The sequence below is a fragment of the Delftia sp. genome, assembly GCF_059499305.1.
Genome location: NZ_JCABYI010000030.1, coordinates 419561 through 435549, shown reverse-complemented (window position 1 = coordinate 435549; position 15989 = coordinate 419561). Strand labels below are relative to the sequence as shown.

13 protein-coding genes are annotated in these 15989 nt (G+C 68.3%); 10 read left to right on the top strand and 3 right to left on the bottom strand.

What is annotated here, in order from left to right:
* Nucleotides 1-2: 2 nt before the first annotated feature.
* Nucleotides 3-884 (bottom strand): LysR substrate-binding domain-containing protein, encoded by an 882-nt coding sequence (locus tag AC5I49_RS18585; RefSeq protein WP_017407333.1) that lies wholly within the window; start codon nucleotides 882-884, stop codon nucleotides 3-5.
* Between the two features lie 213 nt (nucleotides 885-1097).
* Between AC5I49_RS18585 and AC5I49_RS18580 the strand changes: the two genes are divergently transcribed.
* From AC5I49_RS18580 to AC5I49_RS18555, 6 genes are all read left to right on the top strand, one after another.
* Nucleotides 1098-2549: an NCS1 family nucleobase:cation symporter-1 gene (locus AC5I49_RS18580; protein ID WP_203399997.1), complete on the top strand. Its 1452-nt coding sequence runs from the start codon at nucleotides 1098-1100 to the stop codon at nucleotides 2547-2549.
* Nucleotides 2550-2559: 10 nt separating this feature from the next.
* On the top strand, nucleotides 2560-3300 hold the full coding sequence (locus AC5I49_RS18575; RefSeq protein ID WP_310035903.1) for a GntR family transcriptional regulator: 741 nt from the start codon (nucleotides 2560-2562) through the stop codon (nucleotides 3298-3300).
* Nucleotides 3301-3478: 178 nt separating this feature from the next.
* Nucleotides 3479-4522, top strand: a complete 1044-nt coding sequence (locus AC5I49_RS18570) for a putative 2-aminoethylphosphonate ABC transporter substrate-binding protein (protein WP_495789711.1) — start codon at nucleotides 3479-3481, stop codon at nucleotides 4520-4522.
* A 14-nt stretch (nucleotides 4523-4536) separates the two neighbouring features.
* Nucleotides 4537-5610 (top strand): ABC transporter ATP-binding protein, encoded by a 1074-nt coding sequence (locus AC5I49_RS18565; protein WP_016446482.1) that lies wholly within the window; start codon nucleotides 4537-4539, stop codon nucleotides 5608-5610.
* Nucleotides 5607-7373: a putative 2-aminoethylphosphonate ABC transporter permease subunit gene (locus AC5I49_RS18560; protein ID WP_313282855.1), complete on the top strand. Its 1767-nt coding sequence runs from the start codon at nucleotides 5607-5609 to the stop codon at nucleotides 7371-7373. The genes AC5I49_RS18565 and AC5I49_RS18560 overlap by 4 nt, the downstream gene beginning before the upstream one ends.
* A 33-nt stretch (nucleotides 7374-7406) precedes the next feature.
* Nucleotides 7407-8522 (top strand): TIGR03364 family FAD-dependent oxidoreductase, encoded by a 1116-nt coding sequence (locus AC5I49_RS18555; protein ID WP_495789710.1) that lies wholly within the window; start codon nucleotides 7407-7409, stop codon nucleotides 8520-8522.
* Nucleotides 8523-8534: 12 nt separating this feature from the next.
* Here the strand turns inward: AC5I49_RS18555 and AC5I49_RS18550 are convergent, their stop codons facing one another.
* Both AC5I49_RS18550 and AC5I49_RS18545 read right to left on the bottom strand, forming a co-directional pair.
* Entirely contained in the window at nucleotides 8535-9710 is a 1176-nt protein-coding gene (locus AC5I49_RS18550) for a TFIIB-type zinc ribbon-containing protein (protein ID WP_495789709.1), read from the bottom strand.
* Nucleotides 9711-9783: 73 nt separating this feature from the next.
* On the bottom strand, nucleotides 9784-10896 hold the full coding sequence (locus AC5I49_RS18545) for an SPFH and helix-turn-helix domain-containing protein (protein ID WP_034365129.1): 1113 nt from the start codon (nucleotides 10894-10896) through the stop codon (nucleotides 9784-9786).
* 358 nt (nucleotides 10897-11254) lie between these two features.
* Between AC5I49_RS18545 and glyQ the strand changes: the two genes are divergently transcribed.
* The 4 genes from glyQ to AC5I49_RS18525 all read left to right on the top strand — a co-directional run bounded on the left by glyQ (nucleotide 11255) and on the right by AC5I49_RS18525 (nucleotide 15981).
* A complete protein-coding gene (gene glyQ, locus AC5I49_RS18540; RefSeq protein WP_016446477.1) occupies nucleotides 11255-12193 on the top strand; it encodes a glycine--tRNA ligase subunit alpha in 939 nt (312 codons plus the stop codon).
* Nucleotides 12194-12227: 34 nt separating this feature from the next.
* Entirely contained in the window at nucleotides 12228-14339 is a 2112-nt protein-coding gene (glyS, locus tag AC5I49_RS18535) for a glycine--tRNA ligase subunit beta (RefSeq protein WP_016446476.1), read from the top strand.
* Nucleotides 14340-14520: 181 nt separating this feature from the next.
* On the top strand, nucleotides 14521-15090 hold the full coding sequence (locus AC5I49_RS18530; protein WP_047326216.1) for a D-glycero-alpha-D-manno-heptose-1,7-bisphosphate 7-phosphatase: 570 nt from the start codon (nucleotides 14521-14523) through the stop codon (nucleotides 15088-15090).
* Between the two features lie 150 nt (nucleotides 15091-15240).
* Entirely contained in the window at nucleotides 15241-15981 is a 741-nt protein-coding gene (locus tag AC5I49_RS18525) for a lysophospholipid acyltransferase family protein (RefSeq protein ID WP_016446474.1), read from the top strand.
* The last annotated feature ends 8 nt before the right edge of the window (nucleotides 15982-15989 follow it).

The window sequence follows — 15989 nt, the reverse complement described above, 5'->3', positions numbered from 1 at the left end:
GTTCACATCTGGTCCGGCAGCACCCCGCCCGGCACGGCCTCCTCCAGAAAGCCGGCGATCAGCCGGGCCTGGCGGCGTTCGCGCAGGCAGTACAGGTATTCGGGCAGGCGCGGCACGGGGCCTGCGAAGGGCAGGACGACGATGTCGGGGTGGGCCGAGGCTTCATGCCGGGCGAAGACGCTGATGCCCATGTCGCGGATCACGGCCTCGCGGATGGCTTCGCGGCTGGCGATTTCCATGATGTGGCGCGGTGCCAGGCCGGCGGCGGCCAGCATCTGTTCGGTGAGCTGGCGCGTCATGGAGCCGCGCTCGCGCAGGATCAGCGTGTCTTGCACCAGATCGGACGCCTGCACCATGGTGCGCTGCGCCAGCCGGTGGCTGCGGTGCACCAGCAGGGCCAGCGGGTCCTGGCCCAGTTCCACGCGCAGCAGGCGCGGATCACCTTCCAGGTGCGATGAGGTCGCCAGGTCCACCTGGTAGTCCACCAGCGCCTGCACCATCTGGCGCGAGTTGCCGCCCACGATGGCGACTTCCACCCGCTCGAAGCGCCGCTGGTAGCGCTTGACGATGTCCAGCACGTAGTAGGGCGCCGTCGCACCGATGCGCAGCTGGCCCTGGCTGGCATCGCCCGAATGGCGCAGCGCCGACTCCAGCTGGATGGTCTGCAGCAGCAATTGCTCGACCTGGGGCAGCAGGCGCAGCCCGGCATCGGTGATGGACAGGCGCCCGCCCTGGCGATGGAACAGCTCCACGCCATAGTGCTCTTCCAGTGCGCGGATCTGGGTGGTCACGGTGGGCTGGCTCAGCGAAAGCTGGCGTGCCGCCTGCGTGATGCTGCCCAGGCGGGCCACCCAGAAGAAGGACTTGAGCTGCGTGACGAACATGGCGGGGTGTTGGGGTCAGGAATGCCTGGCGCCATTTCAACATGGCGCCGTGATGCGCAGGGCCGGCGTGGCCGGGTATGTCCCTGGAAACAACTCCTGCGCCTGAAGGCACACTTCTTGCATACCAGTTTGCGTGCCAGTTTGTGTGCCAGCTGATTCATGGGTCTCGGCTGGTCTTGTGTCAGTGATTGCTCGTGATCAAGGAGCGCAGCAATGGATATTCGCAATCCCTCGCCGGGTCTTTACAACGAAGACCTGGCGCCCACCAAGGACCGCCGCTGGGGCGCCTTCAGCATTTTCAACGTCTGGACTTCGGACGTGCACAGCCTCTGGGGCTACTACCTAGCGGCCAGCCTGTTTCTGCTGTGCGGCAGCTTCGTCAATTTTCTGATCGCCATCGGCATCAGCTCCCTGGTCATCTTCTTCTTGATGAACCTGGTGGGCTATGCGGGCGAGAAGACCGGCGTGCCCTATCCGGTGCTGGCGCGTGCGTCCTTCGGGGTATGGGGCGCGAATCTGGCTGCCCTGGTGCGAGCCATCGTGGCCTGTTTCTGGTACGGGGCGCAGACGGCGGCGGCCTCGGGCGCCATGGTGGCGCTGCTGGTGCGCAATGAGGCGTTGCTGTCCTTCCACCAGACCACGCACTGGCTGGGCCATTCGGGTCTGGAGGTGATCTGCTACGTGGTCATCTGGGCCTTGCAGCTGCTGATCATCCAAAGGGGCATGGAGACCGTGCGGCGATTCCAGGACTGGGCCGGGCCTGCCGTGTGGATCGCCATGCTGGTGCTGGCCATCGGCCTGTGCGTGAAGGCCGGCGGCTTCAGCTTCGACCACGGCATTCCCATGGATGTGCTGCTGGACAAGACCAAGGATGCGGGGGTGAGCGGCGCGCCGGGCAGCTTCTGGGCGCTGATGGCCGTGGGCGCGACCTGGATCACCTACTTTGCGGCGCTGTACCTGAACTTCTGCGATTTCTCGCGCTATGCGAAGAACAAGGAAGCGGTCGCCAAGGGCAACCTCTGGGGCCTGCCCGTGAACCTGATCGCGTTCTCGCTGGTGGCCGGCATCACCACGATTGCGGCCTTCAAGGTCTATGGCGAGGTGCTGCTGCACCCCGAGCAGATCTCGGCCAAGTTCGACAGCTGGGTGCTGGCCCTGCTGGCCGCCGTCACCTTTGCCGTGGCCACGCTGGGCATCAACGTGGTGGCCAACTTCGTCTCGGCGGCCTTCGATATTTCCAACGTGTTTCCCAAGCGCATCGACTTCAAGCGCGGCGGATACATCGCCGCACTGATCGCCCTGGCTCTCTACCCCTTTGCACCATGGGAGGGCGGCGCTGCCCACTTCGTGAACGCCATCGGCGCCACCATGGGGCCGCTGCTGGGCATCATCCTGGTGGACTATTACCTGGTGGCCAAGGGCAACATCAACGTGGCGGCGCTGTATGACGAGCATGGCGAGTACCGCTACGAGGGCGGCTGGAATGTCAACGCGCTCATCGCCACCGGCATCGGCAGCGTGTTCTCCACCATCCTGCCGAACTTCACCAGCCTGCTGCCGGTCTGGTGGGGCACCTACGGCTGGTTCTTCGGCGTGCTGATCGGCGGCGGCGTGTACTGGGTGATGGCCACGCTGCGCCCGCGCCGCATTCCGGCCGTGGCCTGAGGAGGCCGCCATGTCCGAGCCGCAGGATGCGCCGGCCACCGGGCCGGCCTTGATTGCCGAGCGCGTGATGCGCTCCATCGTCGAGCGCAAGCTGCGCCCTGGCGAACGCCTGGGCGAAAAAGAACTGGCGGAGGTCTTCGGCGTGAGCCGCACCATGGTGCGCGAGGCGCTGATGCAGCTGCAGGCGCGCGGCTTCGTCGAGGTGCGCTCGCGCCAGGGTTGGTACGTGGTCGAGCCCTCGTTCGAGGAAGCCCAGGAAACCTATGCCGCGCGCCGCGTGCTGGAGTCCGGCATGCTGCGCGACGCGGGCCGGCCGCTGCAGGCGGCCATACGCACGCTGCGCGAGCATGTGGCCCAGGAGCGCGGCGCCATCGCCGAGGCCGACAACGCCGGCCAGCGCAGCGTGCTGCTGGCCGACTTCCACGTCTGCCTGGCCGAGCAACTGGGCAACCGCTTTCTCACGGCCATGATGGCCGACCTGTCGGCGCGCACCACCCTGGTGTCTGCGCTGTACCAGTCGCAGACCGAGGCCCAGCACTCCAATGCCGACCACGAGGCCATCGTCGATGCGCTGGCGGCCGGCGACATGGCGCGCGCCGAGCAACTGATGCGCGAGCACATCGACGCGCTGGCCGCGCGGCTGGATGAGAACCTTGCCCACCGCGCGCGCCTGCAGGACCGGCTGCTGGATGCGCTGCAGCCGCAGACGGCCCAGGCTGAGCGCCCGGGCAGGGTAAAGCCGCGCCGCTGAAGAAGGCGGTAGCGGGGCGAGGGGGCGCCGAGGGGCGGAGGGCACCCAAATCCGCCAATACCCGCTTCGCCAAATTTCCGTTGTGTGACACGGGCGTTTCACCTGCGCTTCCTAAAGTGGGTGTCAGAGGTGGTGAACCTGCCACCTGTCCACGAACCCACAACGGAACTGCCACGCCATGCGCCACACCCTTGCCTCCCTGGGCCGCCGCCTCGCCATTGCCTCTGCGGCGCTGACCGTCGTCTCCTTCGCCACCCTTGCCCACGCGGCCAAGACCGAGCTGCTGGTCTACAGCGCCCTGGAGGCTGACCAGATCAAGGCCTACAAGAGCGGCTTCGAGAAGGCCCATCCCGAGATCGAACTCAAGTTCGTGCGTGACAGCACGGGCATCATCACGGCCCGCCTGCTGGCCGAAAAGGCCAATCCCCAGGCCGACGTGATCTGGGGCGTGGCCGCCACCTCGCTGATGCTGCTGGACAAGCAGGGCATGCTCCAGCCCTACGCGCCCAAGGGCCTGGACAAGGTGCGCGCCAACATGCGCGATCCGCGCGCCCAGCCGACCTGGGTGGGCATGGACCTGTGGTCCTCGGCCATCTGCTTCAACACCGTGGAGGCCGGCAAGCGCAAGCTGCCGGTGCCCGCCAGCTGGGCCGACCTGGTCAGGCCCGAGTTCAAGGGCACGATCACCATGCCCCACCCGGCCTCCAGCGGCACGGGCTACCTGATGGTCGCGGCCTGGCTGCAGATCATGGGCGAGGACAAGGGCTGGGCCTACATGGACGCCCTGCACCAGAACATGGGCGTGTACACGCACAGCGGCTCCAAGCCCTGCCGCCAGGCGGGGGCCGGCGAGTTTCCCGTGGGCCTGAGCTTCGAGTACCGCGCCAGCAAGACCAAGAAGGACGGTGCGCCCATCGACATCGTTTTCCCTCGGGAAGGCCTGGGCTGGGATGTGGAGGCCACGGCCATCCTCAAGACCAGCAAGAAGCAGGAAGCCGCCAAGGCCCTGGCCGACTGGGCCGTCACGCCCGAGGCCAACAAGCTCTACGCCGCCAACTTCGCCGTGCTGGCCTTGCCCGAGGCGCAGGAAAAGCTGGAGTTCATTCCTGCCGATCTCGAAAAGCGGCTGGCGAAGAACGACTTCGATTGGGCCGCGGCCAACCGCGAGCGCATCCTGGCCGAGTGGAGCCGCCGCTACGAAGCCAAGGCAGAGAAAAAGTAAGCCGGAGCCACGCCATGCTGCGCATAGACCATATCGCCAAGCGCTACCGCGAGCAGCAGGTGCTGCGCGGCATTGACCTGAACGTGGAGGCGGGCGAGTTCGTCAGCCTGCTCGGCCCTTCGGGCTGCGGCAAGACCACGCTGCTGCGCATCGTCTGCGGCATCGACATGCCTGACGAGGGCAGGGTGCTGTTCCAGGGCGATGACATCACGCGCTGGCCGGCCGCACGCCGTGGCTTCGGCGTGGTGTTCCAGAGCTATGCGCTGTTTCCCAATCTCACGGCCGCGCAGAACGTGGCCTTCGGGCTGAACGGGCAGCCTGCGGCGCAGGCGCGCGAGCGCGTGGCCGAGATGCTGTCCCTGGTGGGTCTGGGCGCGCAGGCCCAGCGCTACCCGGCCCAGCTGTCGGGCGGCCAGCAGCAGCGCGTGGCACTGGCCCGCGCGCTGGCGCCCCGGCCGCGCCTGCTGCTGCTCGACGAGCCGCTGTCCGCGCTCGATGCCCAGGTGCGCACCGAGCTGCGCAGCGAGATCCGCCAGCTGCAGCGCCAGTTGGGCATCGCCTCCATCATGGTCACGCACGACCAGGAAGAGGCCTTGTCCATGGCCGACCGCGTGGTGCTCATGCACCAGGGCCGCATCGAGCAGCAGGGTTCGCCCGAGCAGCTCTATGCCCAGCCCGTGAGCCAGTTCGCGGCCGGTTTCGTGGGCCGCATGAACCTGCTGCCGGCCACGGCCGAGGGGGCGGACCAGGTGCGCATCGGCGAAGCCAGCCTGCGCTGTGCGCTGGCCGGCTTCGAGCGTGGCGACGCGCTGCTGGTCGGCGTGCGTCCGGAAAGCGTGGTGCTGCACCCGGCCCAGCCCACGGCGTTGCCCAACCTGTTGCGCGCCCGCGTGGTGGAGACCTCCTTCCTCGGATCGATGGCCCTGGTGCGCCTGTACAGCCCCACGCTGCAATGCCAGGTTGACGCCCAGTGGCCCCTGCGCCACGACGTGGGCCTGCCCGACTGGCTGCAGGGCGAGGTGCTGATGGAGCTGCCCGCCGCTGCGCTGCAGCCGTTGGCGGCGCCCGACGCGAGGAAGGCCGCATGAGCGCGCATCCCATGGACACGGCCGTTTCCGTGCCGGTGCCGGTGGACCGCTTCGCTTGCGCCCGCCGCAGCGCGCCTGCAGGGCCCGTGCGTCCGCAGGGGCGCAGCGCAGGCTGGGAGCGCTGGTGGCTGGGCGCCCTGGTGCTGGGCGCACTGGCCTGGCTGCTGGCCACCATCGCCCTGCCGGTGGCCAGCCTGCTGGGCAGGAGTTTCTGGGACGACACGGGCCGCTTCACGGGCCTGGCCCAGTTCATCACCTATGCGCGCATGCCGGGCGTGACGCAATCGCTGTTCAACAGCCTGTGGCTGTCGGCCGTGAGCAGCACGGTCTGCGTGCTGCTGGCCTATGCCTACGCCTATGGCGTGGTGCGCAGCTGCATGCCGCTGGCGCGCTGGTTCCGCGCGCTGGCCCTGGTGCCGCTGCTGGCGCCCTCGCTGCTCATGGCCATCAGCCTGATCTACCTGTTCGGCAGCCAGGGCCTGCTCAAGGGCTGGCTGCAGGGGGGCTCGGCCTACGGGCCCTTCGGCATCATCGTGGGCTCGGTGCTCTGGACCTTTCCGCATGCGCTGATGATCCTGTGCACCACGCTGGCCTCGGGCGATGCGCGCCTGTACGAGGCGGCCGCCACGCTGGGCGCCAGCCGCTGGCGCAGCTTCCGCCAGGTCACGCTGCCGGCCAGCCGCTACGGGCTGATGATTTCGTGGATCGTGGTTTTCGTGCTCGTGGTGACCGACTTCGGCGTGCCCAAGGTCATTGGCGGCAACACGGCCATGCTGGCCACCGACATCTACAAGCAGGTCATCGGCCAGCAAAACCTGTCCATGGGTGCGGTGGTGGCCATGCTGCTGCTGGTGCCGGCCGGCCTGGCCTTTGCGGCCGAGCGCCATCTGCGCGCGCGCCAGGCGGCCACCATGGGCGTGCGCTCCGTGCCGCTGGTGCCCCAGCCCCATGCGCCGCTGGACCGCGCGCTGTTCGCCTACTGCGCGCTGGTGGCGCTGGCGCTGCTGGCCGTCATGGGCACGGCCGTGCTGGCCTCCCTGGTCAGCTACTGGCCGTACAACCTCACGCTGACATTCAAGAACTACCGCTTCGACATGATGGACGGCGGCGGCTGGGCCAGCTATGGCAACTCGCTGTCCATGGCGCTGGCCACGGCCGTGCTGGGCGCGGTGCTGAGCTTTGTGACCGCCTACCTGGTGGCCAAGCCCGTGCGCTGGGCGCGCACGCGCCAGTGGCTGCATGCCGTGGCCACGCTGCCCATGGCCGTGCCGGGGCTGGCGCTGGGCCTGGGCTACATCCTGTTCTTCAATGCCCAGGGCAATCCGCTGCACTTCCTGTACGGCAGCATGGCCATCCTGGTGCTGTGTTCGGTGGCGCATTTCTTCTCGGTGGCGCACATCACGCAACTGGCCGCGCTGCAGCAGCTCGATGCCGAGTACGAGCGCGTGGCCGATTCCATGGGCGTGGCCTTCTGGACGCTGCTGTGGCGCGTGCACCTGCCGGTATGCCTGCCCGTGGTCATGCAGGTGGCCGGCTATTTCTTCGTCAACGCCATGACCACGGTGTCGGCCGTGGTGTTCCTGTACTCGCCCGAGACCACGCTGGCCTCGGTGGCCGTGCTGGCCATGGACGACGCGGGCGACACCGCGCCGGCCGCCGCCATGGCCACGCTGATCTTTGCCACGGCCGCTGCGGGCCGGCTGCTGATCGCGGCGCTGGATGCCTGGGTGCAGCGGCGCACGCAGCGCTGGCGCCAGCGCTGACTTTTTTCCTTTCCCTCTCCTCTGTTTTCTCCCATGAAGAACTACGACCTGATCGTGGTGGGGGCCGGCATTGTCGGCCTGGCCCACGCCTATGCGGCTGCGCGCCGTGGCCGCAGCGTGCTCGTCATCGAGCGCGATGCGGCCTGCATCTCCGCCTCCATCCGCAATTTCGGCTTTGTCACTGTCACGGGGCAGCAGGCGGGCGCCCACTGGCAGCGGGCCATGCGTTCGCGCGACACCTGGGCCGAGATCGCGCCGCAGGCCGGCATCGAGGTCGTGCACCGCGGCCTGTGGCTGACGGCGCGCCGGGCCAGCGCCGAGGCCGTGCTCCACGCCTTTCTGAGCACCTCCATGGGCGAGCGCTGCGAGCTGCTCACGCCGGCCCAGGCCGCCGAACGCCACCCGGCACTGCGCACCGAAGACCTCAGCGCCGTGCTCTACAGCCCGCATGAGCTGCGCGTGGAGTCGCGCACGGCCATTGCCAGGTTGGCGCAGTGGCTGGAGCGGGCCATGGGCGTGGATTTCCGCTTCGGCGAGGCCGTGCTCGACGTGGTCGCGCCCCGGGTGCGCAGCACGCGCGCCAGCTACCACGGCGAACGCGTGGTGGTCTGCAACAACGCCGACCCGGGCGGCCTGTTCGCCGGCCTGTGGACGCCGCACCGCATCCAGCTGTGCCAGCTGCAGATGCTGCGCGTGCGGCCGCAGCCGGGCTTTCGGCTCAAGGGCTCGGTCATGGGGGACCTGAGCATGGTCAGATACGAGGGCTACAGCGCCCTGCCCGAAGCCGCCGTGCTGCGCGCCGAACTGGAGAGGGAGGAGGGCGAGAGCCTGGCCCACGGCATCCACCTGATCGCCGTGCAAAGCGCCGACGGCAGCCTGGTGGTGGGCGACTCCCACCACTACGGCGCAGCGCCCCAGCCCTTTGCCAGCGAAGCCGTGGACCGGCTGATGCTGCGCCACATGAACGAGGCCCTGCACCTGCGCGATGCCCAGGTGGTGGAGCGCTGGGTGGGCGTCTACCCGAGCGCGCAGGACGCGCCCTGCGTGGTGCATGCGCCCGACGAGGCCACGCGCGTGGTGGCGGTCACCGGAGGTTCCGGCGCGAGCACTGCCTTCGGGCTTGCCGAAGAGGTCTGGAGCGCGTGGTGAGCGGCAGCCGGCCTACTTGCCGAACATCACCCACAGCAGCGCCAGCACCATGATCGTGGCCAGCACGGCCAGCGTGATCTTGAGGGCGCTGTAGGGGCGCTCGCCCGCGATCTGGCCCGTGTAGCCGTTGGCGATGATCTGGAAGGTCCTGCTGCCGTAGGTGTAGCCCACCAGCCAGACCGGCACGAGGATGTGCTTGAAGGTGCGGCCCTGGTACTCGCGCTGCATCTGCAGGTTGCGGTAGGTGTCGCCGGGCACCTGGCGCGCGCACAGGGCGCGCAGCTGCTCGTCCATGTCCTGCACGTTGACCTGCGCGGCCTTGCCCAGGTCGATCTGGTAGCGCTCCACCGTCCAGCCGCGCACGAACTCGGGCGTGTAGGGCTTGAGGTCGGTGGTGGTGGGAAAGGGCTCCACCTGGCGCAGCAGGTTGGCGTGCACGCCCACGGTGCCGGGCACCAGCTCGTCGTCGAAGAAATGGGCGAGGCTGCCCGAGGCCGGCTCCCAGCGCACATGGCGCACCTGGCGCGTCTGCACGTTGCCGTTGCTGTCGCGGTGGGACTCGGTGGTGTAGTAGTAGAAGCCCGCCTCGGCCTGCCAGTCGGCGCTGGCGTGGGCGTCGAAGGTCCAGTAGGGCAGGTAGACGCCGTGCAGCGTGTCGGTCAGCGCGGCGGATTTCAGGCGGTTGGGCGCGAACCAGCGGCTGCCGTACCACTGGCGTATGCGGTCGCGGATCTGGCCGTCGCTGATCTTGAAGGGCAGGATGCTCTGCGGCGTGATGGCATCGCCCTGGCCCTCGTGGGCCACGATGGAGGGCGAGCCGCAGAAGTCGCAGCGCTGGGCCACGGTGCGGTTCACGAAGACCGAGATCGCGCGGCAGTTCTGGCACTGGACCTCGTAGCGGTCCTCCGTGCCCCAGCCCCGGCCGGACTTGGGGTTGCGCAGTGCCTCGGCCAGGTCCTGCTCGACCACATCGCGGCCCAGTTCCTCGCGCGTTTCCTCGCTCCAGGGCACCGTGGTGCCGCAGTACGGGCACTTGAGCGCCTGGGCCTGGGCATTCCATTCGAGGTTGGCGCCGCATTCGGGGCAGGGGTGCTTGCGCACCATGGCCGGCGCGGCGGCAGCGGCCTCCCAGGAACCGGAGGCGGGGGAAGTCGAGGTGCTGGAGGAACTGGAGGAGGGCGCGCTCACGGCATCGGTCCTGGAAAACGGGACGCGGCGCCAGGCAGGGCCTGGCGCCGCAAGGGGTCAAACCACGGAAATGTCAGCCGCGCAGGAACTCATCGAGTGCGGCTTGCGCAATGCGCCACTGGCTGCCGATCTGGCGCGCCTTGAGGTTGCCGGCCTGGATCTCGGCCAGCACATCGGCCTCGCTGACACCCAGCACCTGGGCCGCCTGTGCCGGAGTCAGCACCTGCAGGCCACCGGCGGCGGGTGCTGCCGGCGCCTGGGCGGCCTGGGCGGCGGCAGGCGAGAACGGGTCGGAGGCCTGGCCGGCCGGTGCGCCGCCGGCGCCGCCGCCGTTTTGCATGCTCTTCATCATCTCCTGCGCCATGCCGAAGCCCATGGCCATGGTGGCGGGCAGGGTGGCTGCGGCAGCGCCTTCGCCGCCCGTGGTCATGGCCTGGCCCATCTGGTATTTGACGTAGTCGTTGAGGTTGCCGATGGCCGTCATGCTGGAGCGCTTGTCGATGGCCTGCTCCACCTCGGGCGGCACGGACACGTTCTCCAGCACGAAGCTGGTGATCTCCAGGCCGTACTTGTCCGTCATGGCCGGGTTGATCAGCGGCAGCAGCGCATCGCCCAGCTCGCCATAGCGCTGGGCCACGTCCAGCACGGGCACCCGGGCCTTGGCCAGCGACTCGGTGAACACGCTGATGATGCGCGAGCGCATGGTGTCGGCGAACTCGTCGATGCGGAAGTTCTGGTCCGTGCCGGCCACTTCCTTGAGGAACTTGGCCGGCTCGACGATGCGGAAGTCATAGGTGCCGAAGGCGCGCAGGCGCACGGCGCCGAAGTCCTGGTCGCGCACCATCACGGGGTTGGAGGTGCCCCACTTGTTGCCCGTGAACAGCCGCGTGTTGATGAAGTAGACATCGCACTTGAACGGCGAGTTGAAGCCGTACTTCCAGCCCTGGATGGTGGACAGGATGGGAATGTTCTGCGTGGTCAGCGTGTGCTTGCCGGGGCTGAACAGGTCGGCGTACTGGCCGGCCGAGACGAACTGCACCTGCTGCGACTCGCGCACGATGAGCTGGGCGCCGTTCTTGATTTCCTTGTCGTCGTCGGGCCAGCGGTAGGAGAGCGTGTCGCGCGAGTCATCGGTCCACTCGATGATCTCTATCAGTTGCTTGGTGATGATGTTCATCAGGTTCATGGCAGGCTCCGAAACGGTGTTGGTCCACGACAAAAAAGGTCAATGGGCCATTCTAGGCGGCGTGCATGGCGGCGGGGAGAACGGCCACCGGCCGCTGCCCCGGTGAATTGTCAAAAAATGATCCGGATGCGTCGTGCAAGGCGGGCTTTCAGGGCTTCGCGCGCCACGGCCTTTGCCGGCATGTGTCGCCTGCTCCGTTTTTTGATGCAGATCGCCCTGTGAAGCGTCTGCCGTGGGGCCGCAGGCCCGCGCCACGGCGCAGGGCCGGGCGGCGCCTTAAAATCGTCGTTTGCGCGGCGCGAGCCGCCTCTCATTCACCGGCGCGGCCCCGGCCTGCGTGCGACGCCTGAAACAAGTCATGCTCACTTTCCAACAAATCATCCTCAAGCTGCAGTCCTACTGGGCCGACCAGGGCTGCGCGCTGCTCCAGCCCTATGACATGGAAGTGGGCGCGGGCACCTCGCATACCGCGACCTTCCTGCGCGCCCTGGGCCCCGAGCCCTGGAAGGCCGCCTACGTGCAGCCCAGCCGCCGCCCCAAGGACGGCCGCTACGGCGACAACCCCAACCGCCTGCAGCACTACTACCAGTTCCAGGTCGTGCTCAAGCCCGCGCCCGACAACATCCTGGAGCTGTACCTGGGCTCGCTCGAGGCCCTGGGCTTCGATCTCAAGAAGAACGACATCCGCTTTGTCGAGGACGACTGGGAAAACCCCACGCTGGGCGCCTGGGGCCTGGGCTGGGAAGTCTGGCTCAACGGCATGGAGGTGACCCAGTTCACCTACTTCCAGCAGGTCGGCGGCATCGACTGCAAGCCCGCCACCGGCGAGATCACCTATGGCCTGGAGCGCCTGGCCATGTACCTGCAGGGCGTGGACAACGTCTACAACCTGACCTGGACCGACGGCCTGAGCTACGGCGACGTCTACCACCAGAACGAGGTGGAGCAGTCCACCTACAACTTCGAGCACTCGGACGCCGACTTCCTGTTCACCGCCTTCAGCGCCCACGAAAAGCAGGCCAACCACCTGATCGGCGAACAGCTGGCGCTGCCGGCCTACGAGCAGGTGCTCAAGGCCGCCCACACCTTCAACCTGCTCGATGCGCGCGGCGCCATCAGCGTGACGGAGCGTGCCGCCTACATCGGCCGCATCCGCAACCTGGCCCGCGCCGTGGCCAAGGCCTATATGGACAGCCGTGCGCGCCTGGGCTTCCCCATGGCGCCTAAGGCCCATGCCGACGAAGTGCTGGCCGAGCTGGCCAAGGCCGCCGAACAACAGGGCAAGAAGGCCGCCTGAGGCGGACACCGCTGCACCGAGAGAACACCAGACCATGAACGCATCGAATCTTCTTGTTGAACTGTTTGTCGAAGAGCTGCCCCCGAAGGCGCTGCAAAAGCTGGGCGACGCCTTTGCCGGCGTGCTGTTCGAGCAGCTCAAGGCCCAGGGCCTGCTGGCCTCCAGCGAAGCGCGCCTGACGGCCTATGCCTCGCCGCGCCGCCTGGCCGCCCACATCACCGAAGTGCTGCCCCAGGCCGAGGACAAGGCCGTGTCGCAAAAGCTCATGCCCGTCTCCGTGGGCCTGGACGCCGACGGCAAGCCCACGCCCGCACTGATCAAGAAGCTGGCCGCCCTGGGCGCCGGCGAAGAAGCCGTTGCCAGCCTGACCCGCCAGGGCGAAGGCAAGGCCGAGGCCCTGTTCCACGCCTCCACCGTGCGCGGCGTGATGCTGGCCGACGGCGTGCAAAAGGCGCTGGACGAAGCCATTGCCCGGCTGCCCATCCCCAAGGTCATGCGCTACCAGCTGGCCGACGGCTGGAGCAGCGTCCATTTCGTGCGCCCGGCCCACGGCCTGGTGGTGCTGCACGGCACCGAGGTGCTGATCGGCGTCAAGGCCCTGGGCCTGACGGCCGGCACGGCCACGCATGGCCACCGCTTCGAGGCGGCGGTCGATCCCGTGGTTATCCGCTCCGCCGATGACTACGCCGCGCAGCTGCGCGAGGAAGGCGCCGTCATCGCCAGCTTCGCCGAGCGCCGTGCCGAGATCGCGCGCCAGCTGCAGGCCGCTGCCGAGCGCGTGGGCGGCGGTGTCCGTCCCATCGAGGACGAGGCCCTGCTGGACGAAGTCACGGCCCTGGTCGAGCGCCCCAATGTGCTGGTCTGCGAGTTCGAGAAGGAATTCCTCGACGTGCCGCAGGAATGCCTGATCCTCACCATGAAGGCCAACCAGAAGTACTTCCCGCTGCTGGACGCCGCCGGCCGGCTGACCCACCAGTTCCTGGTGGTCAGCAACATCAGCCCCCAGGATGCCAGCGCCGTCATCGGCGGCAACGAACGCGTGGTGCGCCCGCGTCTGGCCGACGCCAAGTTCTTCTTCGACCAGGACCGCAAGAAGACCCTGGCCTCCCGCGTGGACGGGCTGGGCAAGGTGGTCTACCACAACAAGCTCGGCACCCAGGGCGAGCGCGTGGAGCGCGTGCGCTCCATCGCCAAGAGTATTGCCCGCCAGCTGGGCGACACGGGCCTGGCCCAGCAGGCCGACCTGGCCGCGCAACTGGCCAAGACCGACCTCGTGACCGACATGGTGGGCGAGTTTCCCGAACTGCAGGGCACCATGGGCCGCTACTACGCGCTCAACGACGGCCTGGACGTGGCCGTGGCCGATGCCATCGAGGACCACTACAAGCCCCGCTTTGCGGGCGACGAACTGCCGCGCGGCAACGCCGGCGTGGTCGTGGCCCTGGCCGACAAGCTGGAAACCCTGGTCGGCATGTTCGGCATCGGCAACCTGCCCACGGGCGACCGCGACCCCTTCGCGCTGCGCCGCCACGCCCTGGGCGTGATCCGCATGCTGGTCGAGAAGGACCTGGCGCTGGACCTGGAAACCCTGCTGGTCAGCGTGCTGCCCGCCTTCGGCGACAAGATCGAGGACGCCACGCCCCAGCTGGCCGATTTCATCTACGACCGCCTGGCCGGCAACCTGCGCGAGCAGGGTTTCTCGGCCCAGGAAGTGGACTCCGTGCTGGCCCTGCGCCCGCAGCGCCTGTCCGACGTGCAAAAGCGCCTGGAGGCCGTGCGCGCCTTCGGCGAGCTGCCCGAGGCACCGGCCCTGGCCGCCGCCAACAAGCGCGTGGGCAACATCCTCAAGAAGGCCGACCAGGCGGTGCAGGCCCAGGTCAACGCGGCCGTGCTGGCCGAGGTGGCAGAGAAGGACCTGTACGCAGCCCTGCAATCGGTGGCGCCCAAGGCGCAGCAGCAGTTTGCTGCCGGCGACTACACGGCCAGCCTGCAGACCCTGGCCGCGCTGCGCGCCCCGGTCGATGCCTTCTTCGAGCATGTGATGGTCAACGCCGAAGACCCGGCGCTCAAGGCCAACCGCCTGGGCCTGCTGGCCACGTTGCACGAAGCCATGAATCGCGTGGCGGACCTTTCGCGACTGGCGTAAATGGAGCACCCCCTGAGGCGCTTCGCGCCTTCCCCCCGTGGCACGGCGCCTCTCTACTTGCTTCGCAAGGGAGGGGGACGACACACTCGGTGCGGGGCGGCGCGGCCGGCCTAGGCCCTTCCTCGGTGTCCCTCGTCTTGGGACGCGCGCAATTGAGTTCTGACATTCTTGGGACCCGACCATGAAAATTGCGATCCTGGACCGTGACGGAACCCTCAACCAGATCGGTGAAGAGGGGTTCATCGGCTCGGCCGAGGCCTGGAAGGCCCAGCGCGGTGCGCTGGAAGCCGTGGCGCGCCTGAACCGGGCGGGCTGGCATGTGGTGGTCGCCACCAACCAGCCAGGCCTGGGCCGGGGCCTGTTCGACGTGACCGAGCTCAATGCCGTGCACGCGCGCATGCACCGCGAAATGGCGGCGGCAGGCGCGCGCGTCGATGCGGTTTTCTACTGCCCCCATGCCCCGGACGAGGAATGCCATTGCCGCAAGCCCGGCACGGCGCTGTTCGAGCAGATTGCCGAGCGCTTCGGCGTCGAGGGGCAGCAGCTGTGGGTCATAGGTTCCTGCGTGGCCCACCTGCAGGCCGGAGCGGCCATGGGCGCACGCCTGCACCTGGTCTGCACGGGCGCCAGCGCCGGAGTGTCTCTGGACGGCGAACTTCCGCCCGGATTGCCTGCCGGCACCCAGCGCCATGCCAGCCTGGCCGCGCTGGCCGATGCGCTGGTTCCGGCAGATGCCGCACCCGCTCCCTGAACGCCTGAACGCCCGAATGGCGCTTTGCCCATGCGCCGCCGGCCTGCCGTCCTGCGCACAATGCTATCTTTGTGAATTCCGATTCCTGAGGGCGCAAGGCCCGGGCCTGCCGCCCGGCCCCTGCGCCGCTTTCTGCACCACACTGCCGCCATGTCCCTGATCCGCTCCACCCTCCACATGCTCTGGATGGGCATCACCGTGATCCCCTACACCCTGGCCGTGCTGCTCACGCGCTGGCTGGGCGGCGGGCCGCGCCGCGTCTATGCCGTGGCGCGCGCCTGGCTCAAGCTGTCGGTGGACAGCGCCCGCGTGATCATGGGCGTGCGCCACCGCGTGCAGGGCATGGAGAACCTGCCCACCGATCCCAAGCAGGGCGTGGTGCTGCTGGTCAAGCACCAATCCACCTACGAGACCTTCCTCATGCCGGCGATCATGCCGCGCCCGCTGGCCTATGTGTTCAAGAAGGAACTGCTCATGGTGCCCTTCTTCGGCTGGTCCATCGGCAGCATGGACATGATCCATATCGACCGAAAGCACGGCTCGCGCGCATTCCACAAGGTCGTGGAGCAGGGCCGGCGCCTGCTGGCCCAGGGCACCTGGGTCATCATGTTCCCCGAAGGCACGCGCATCCCGCGCGGCGAACGCGGCGAGTACAAGACCGGCGCCACGCGCCTGGCCATCATGACCGGCGTGCCCGTGGTGCCCATTGCCGTCACCTCGGCCAAGTGCTGGCCGCGCAAGGCCTTCATCAAGACCCCGGGCGTGGTCGATGTCTCCATAGGCAAGCCCATCCCTTCCGTGGGCCGCAAGCACGAGGAGCTGATGGTGGAAGTCGAAAACTGGATCGAATCCGAGATGCAGCGCCTCGACCCCGAGGCCTACCGCGCCTGAGGCAGGAG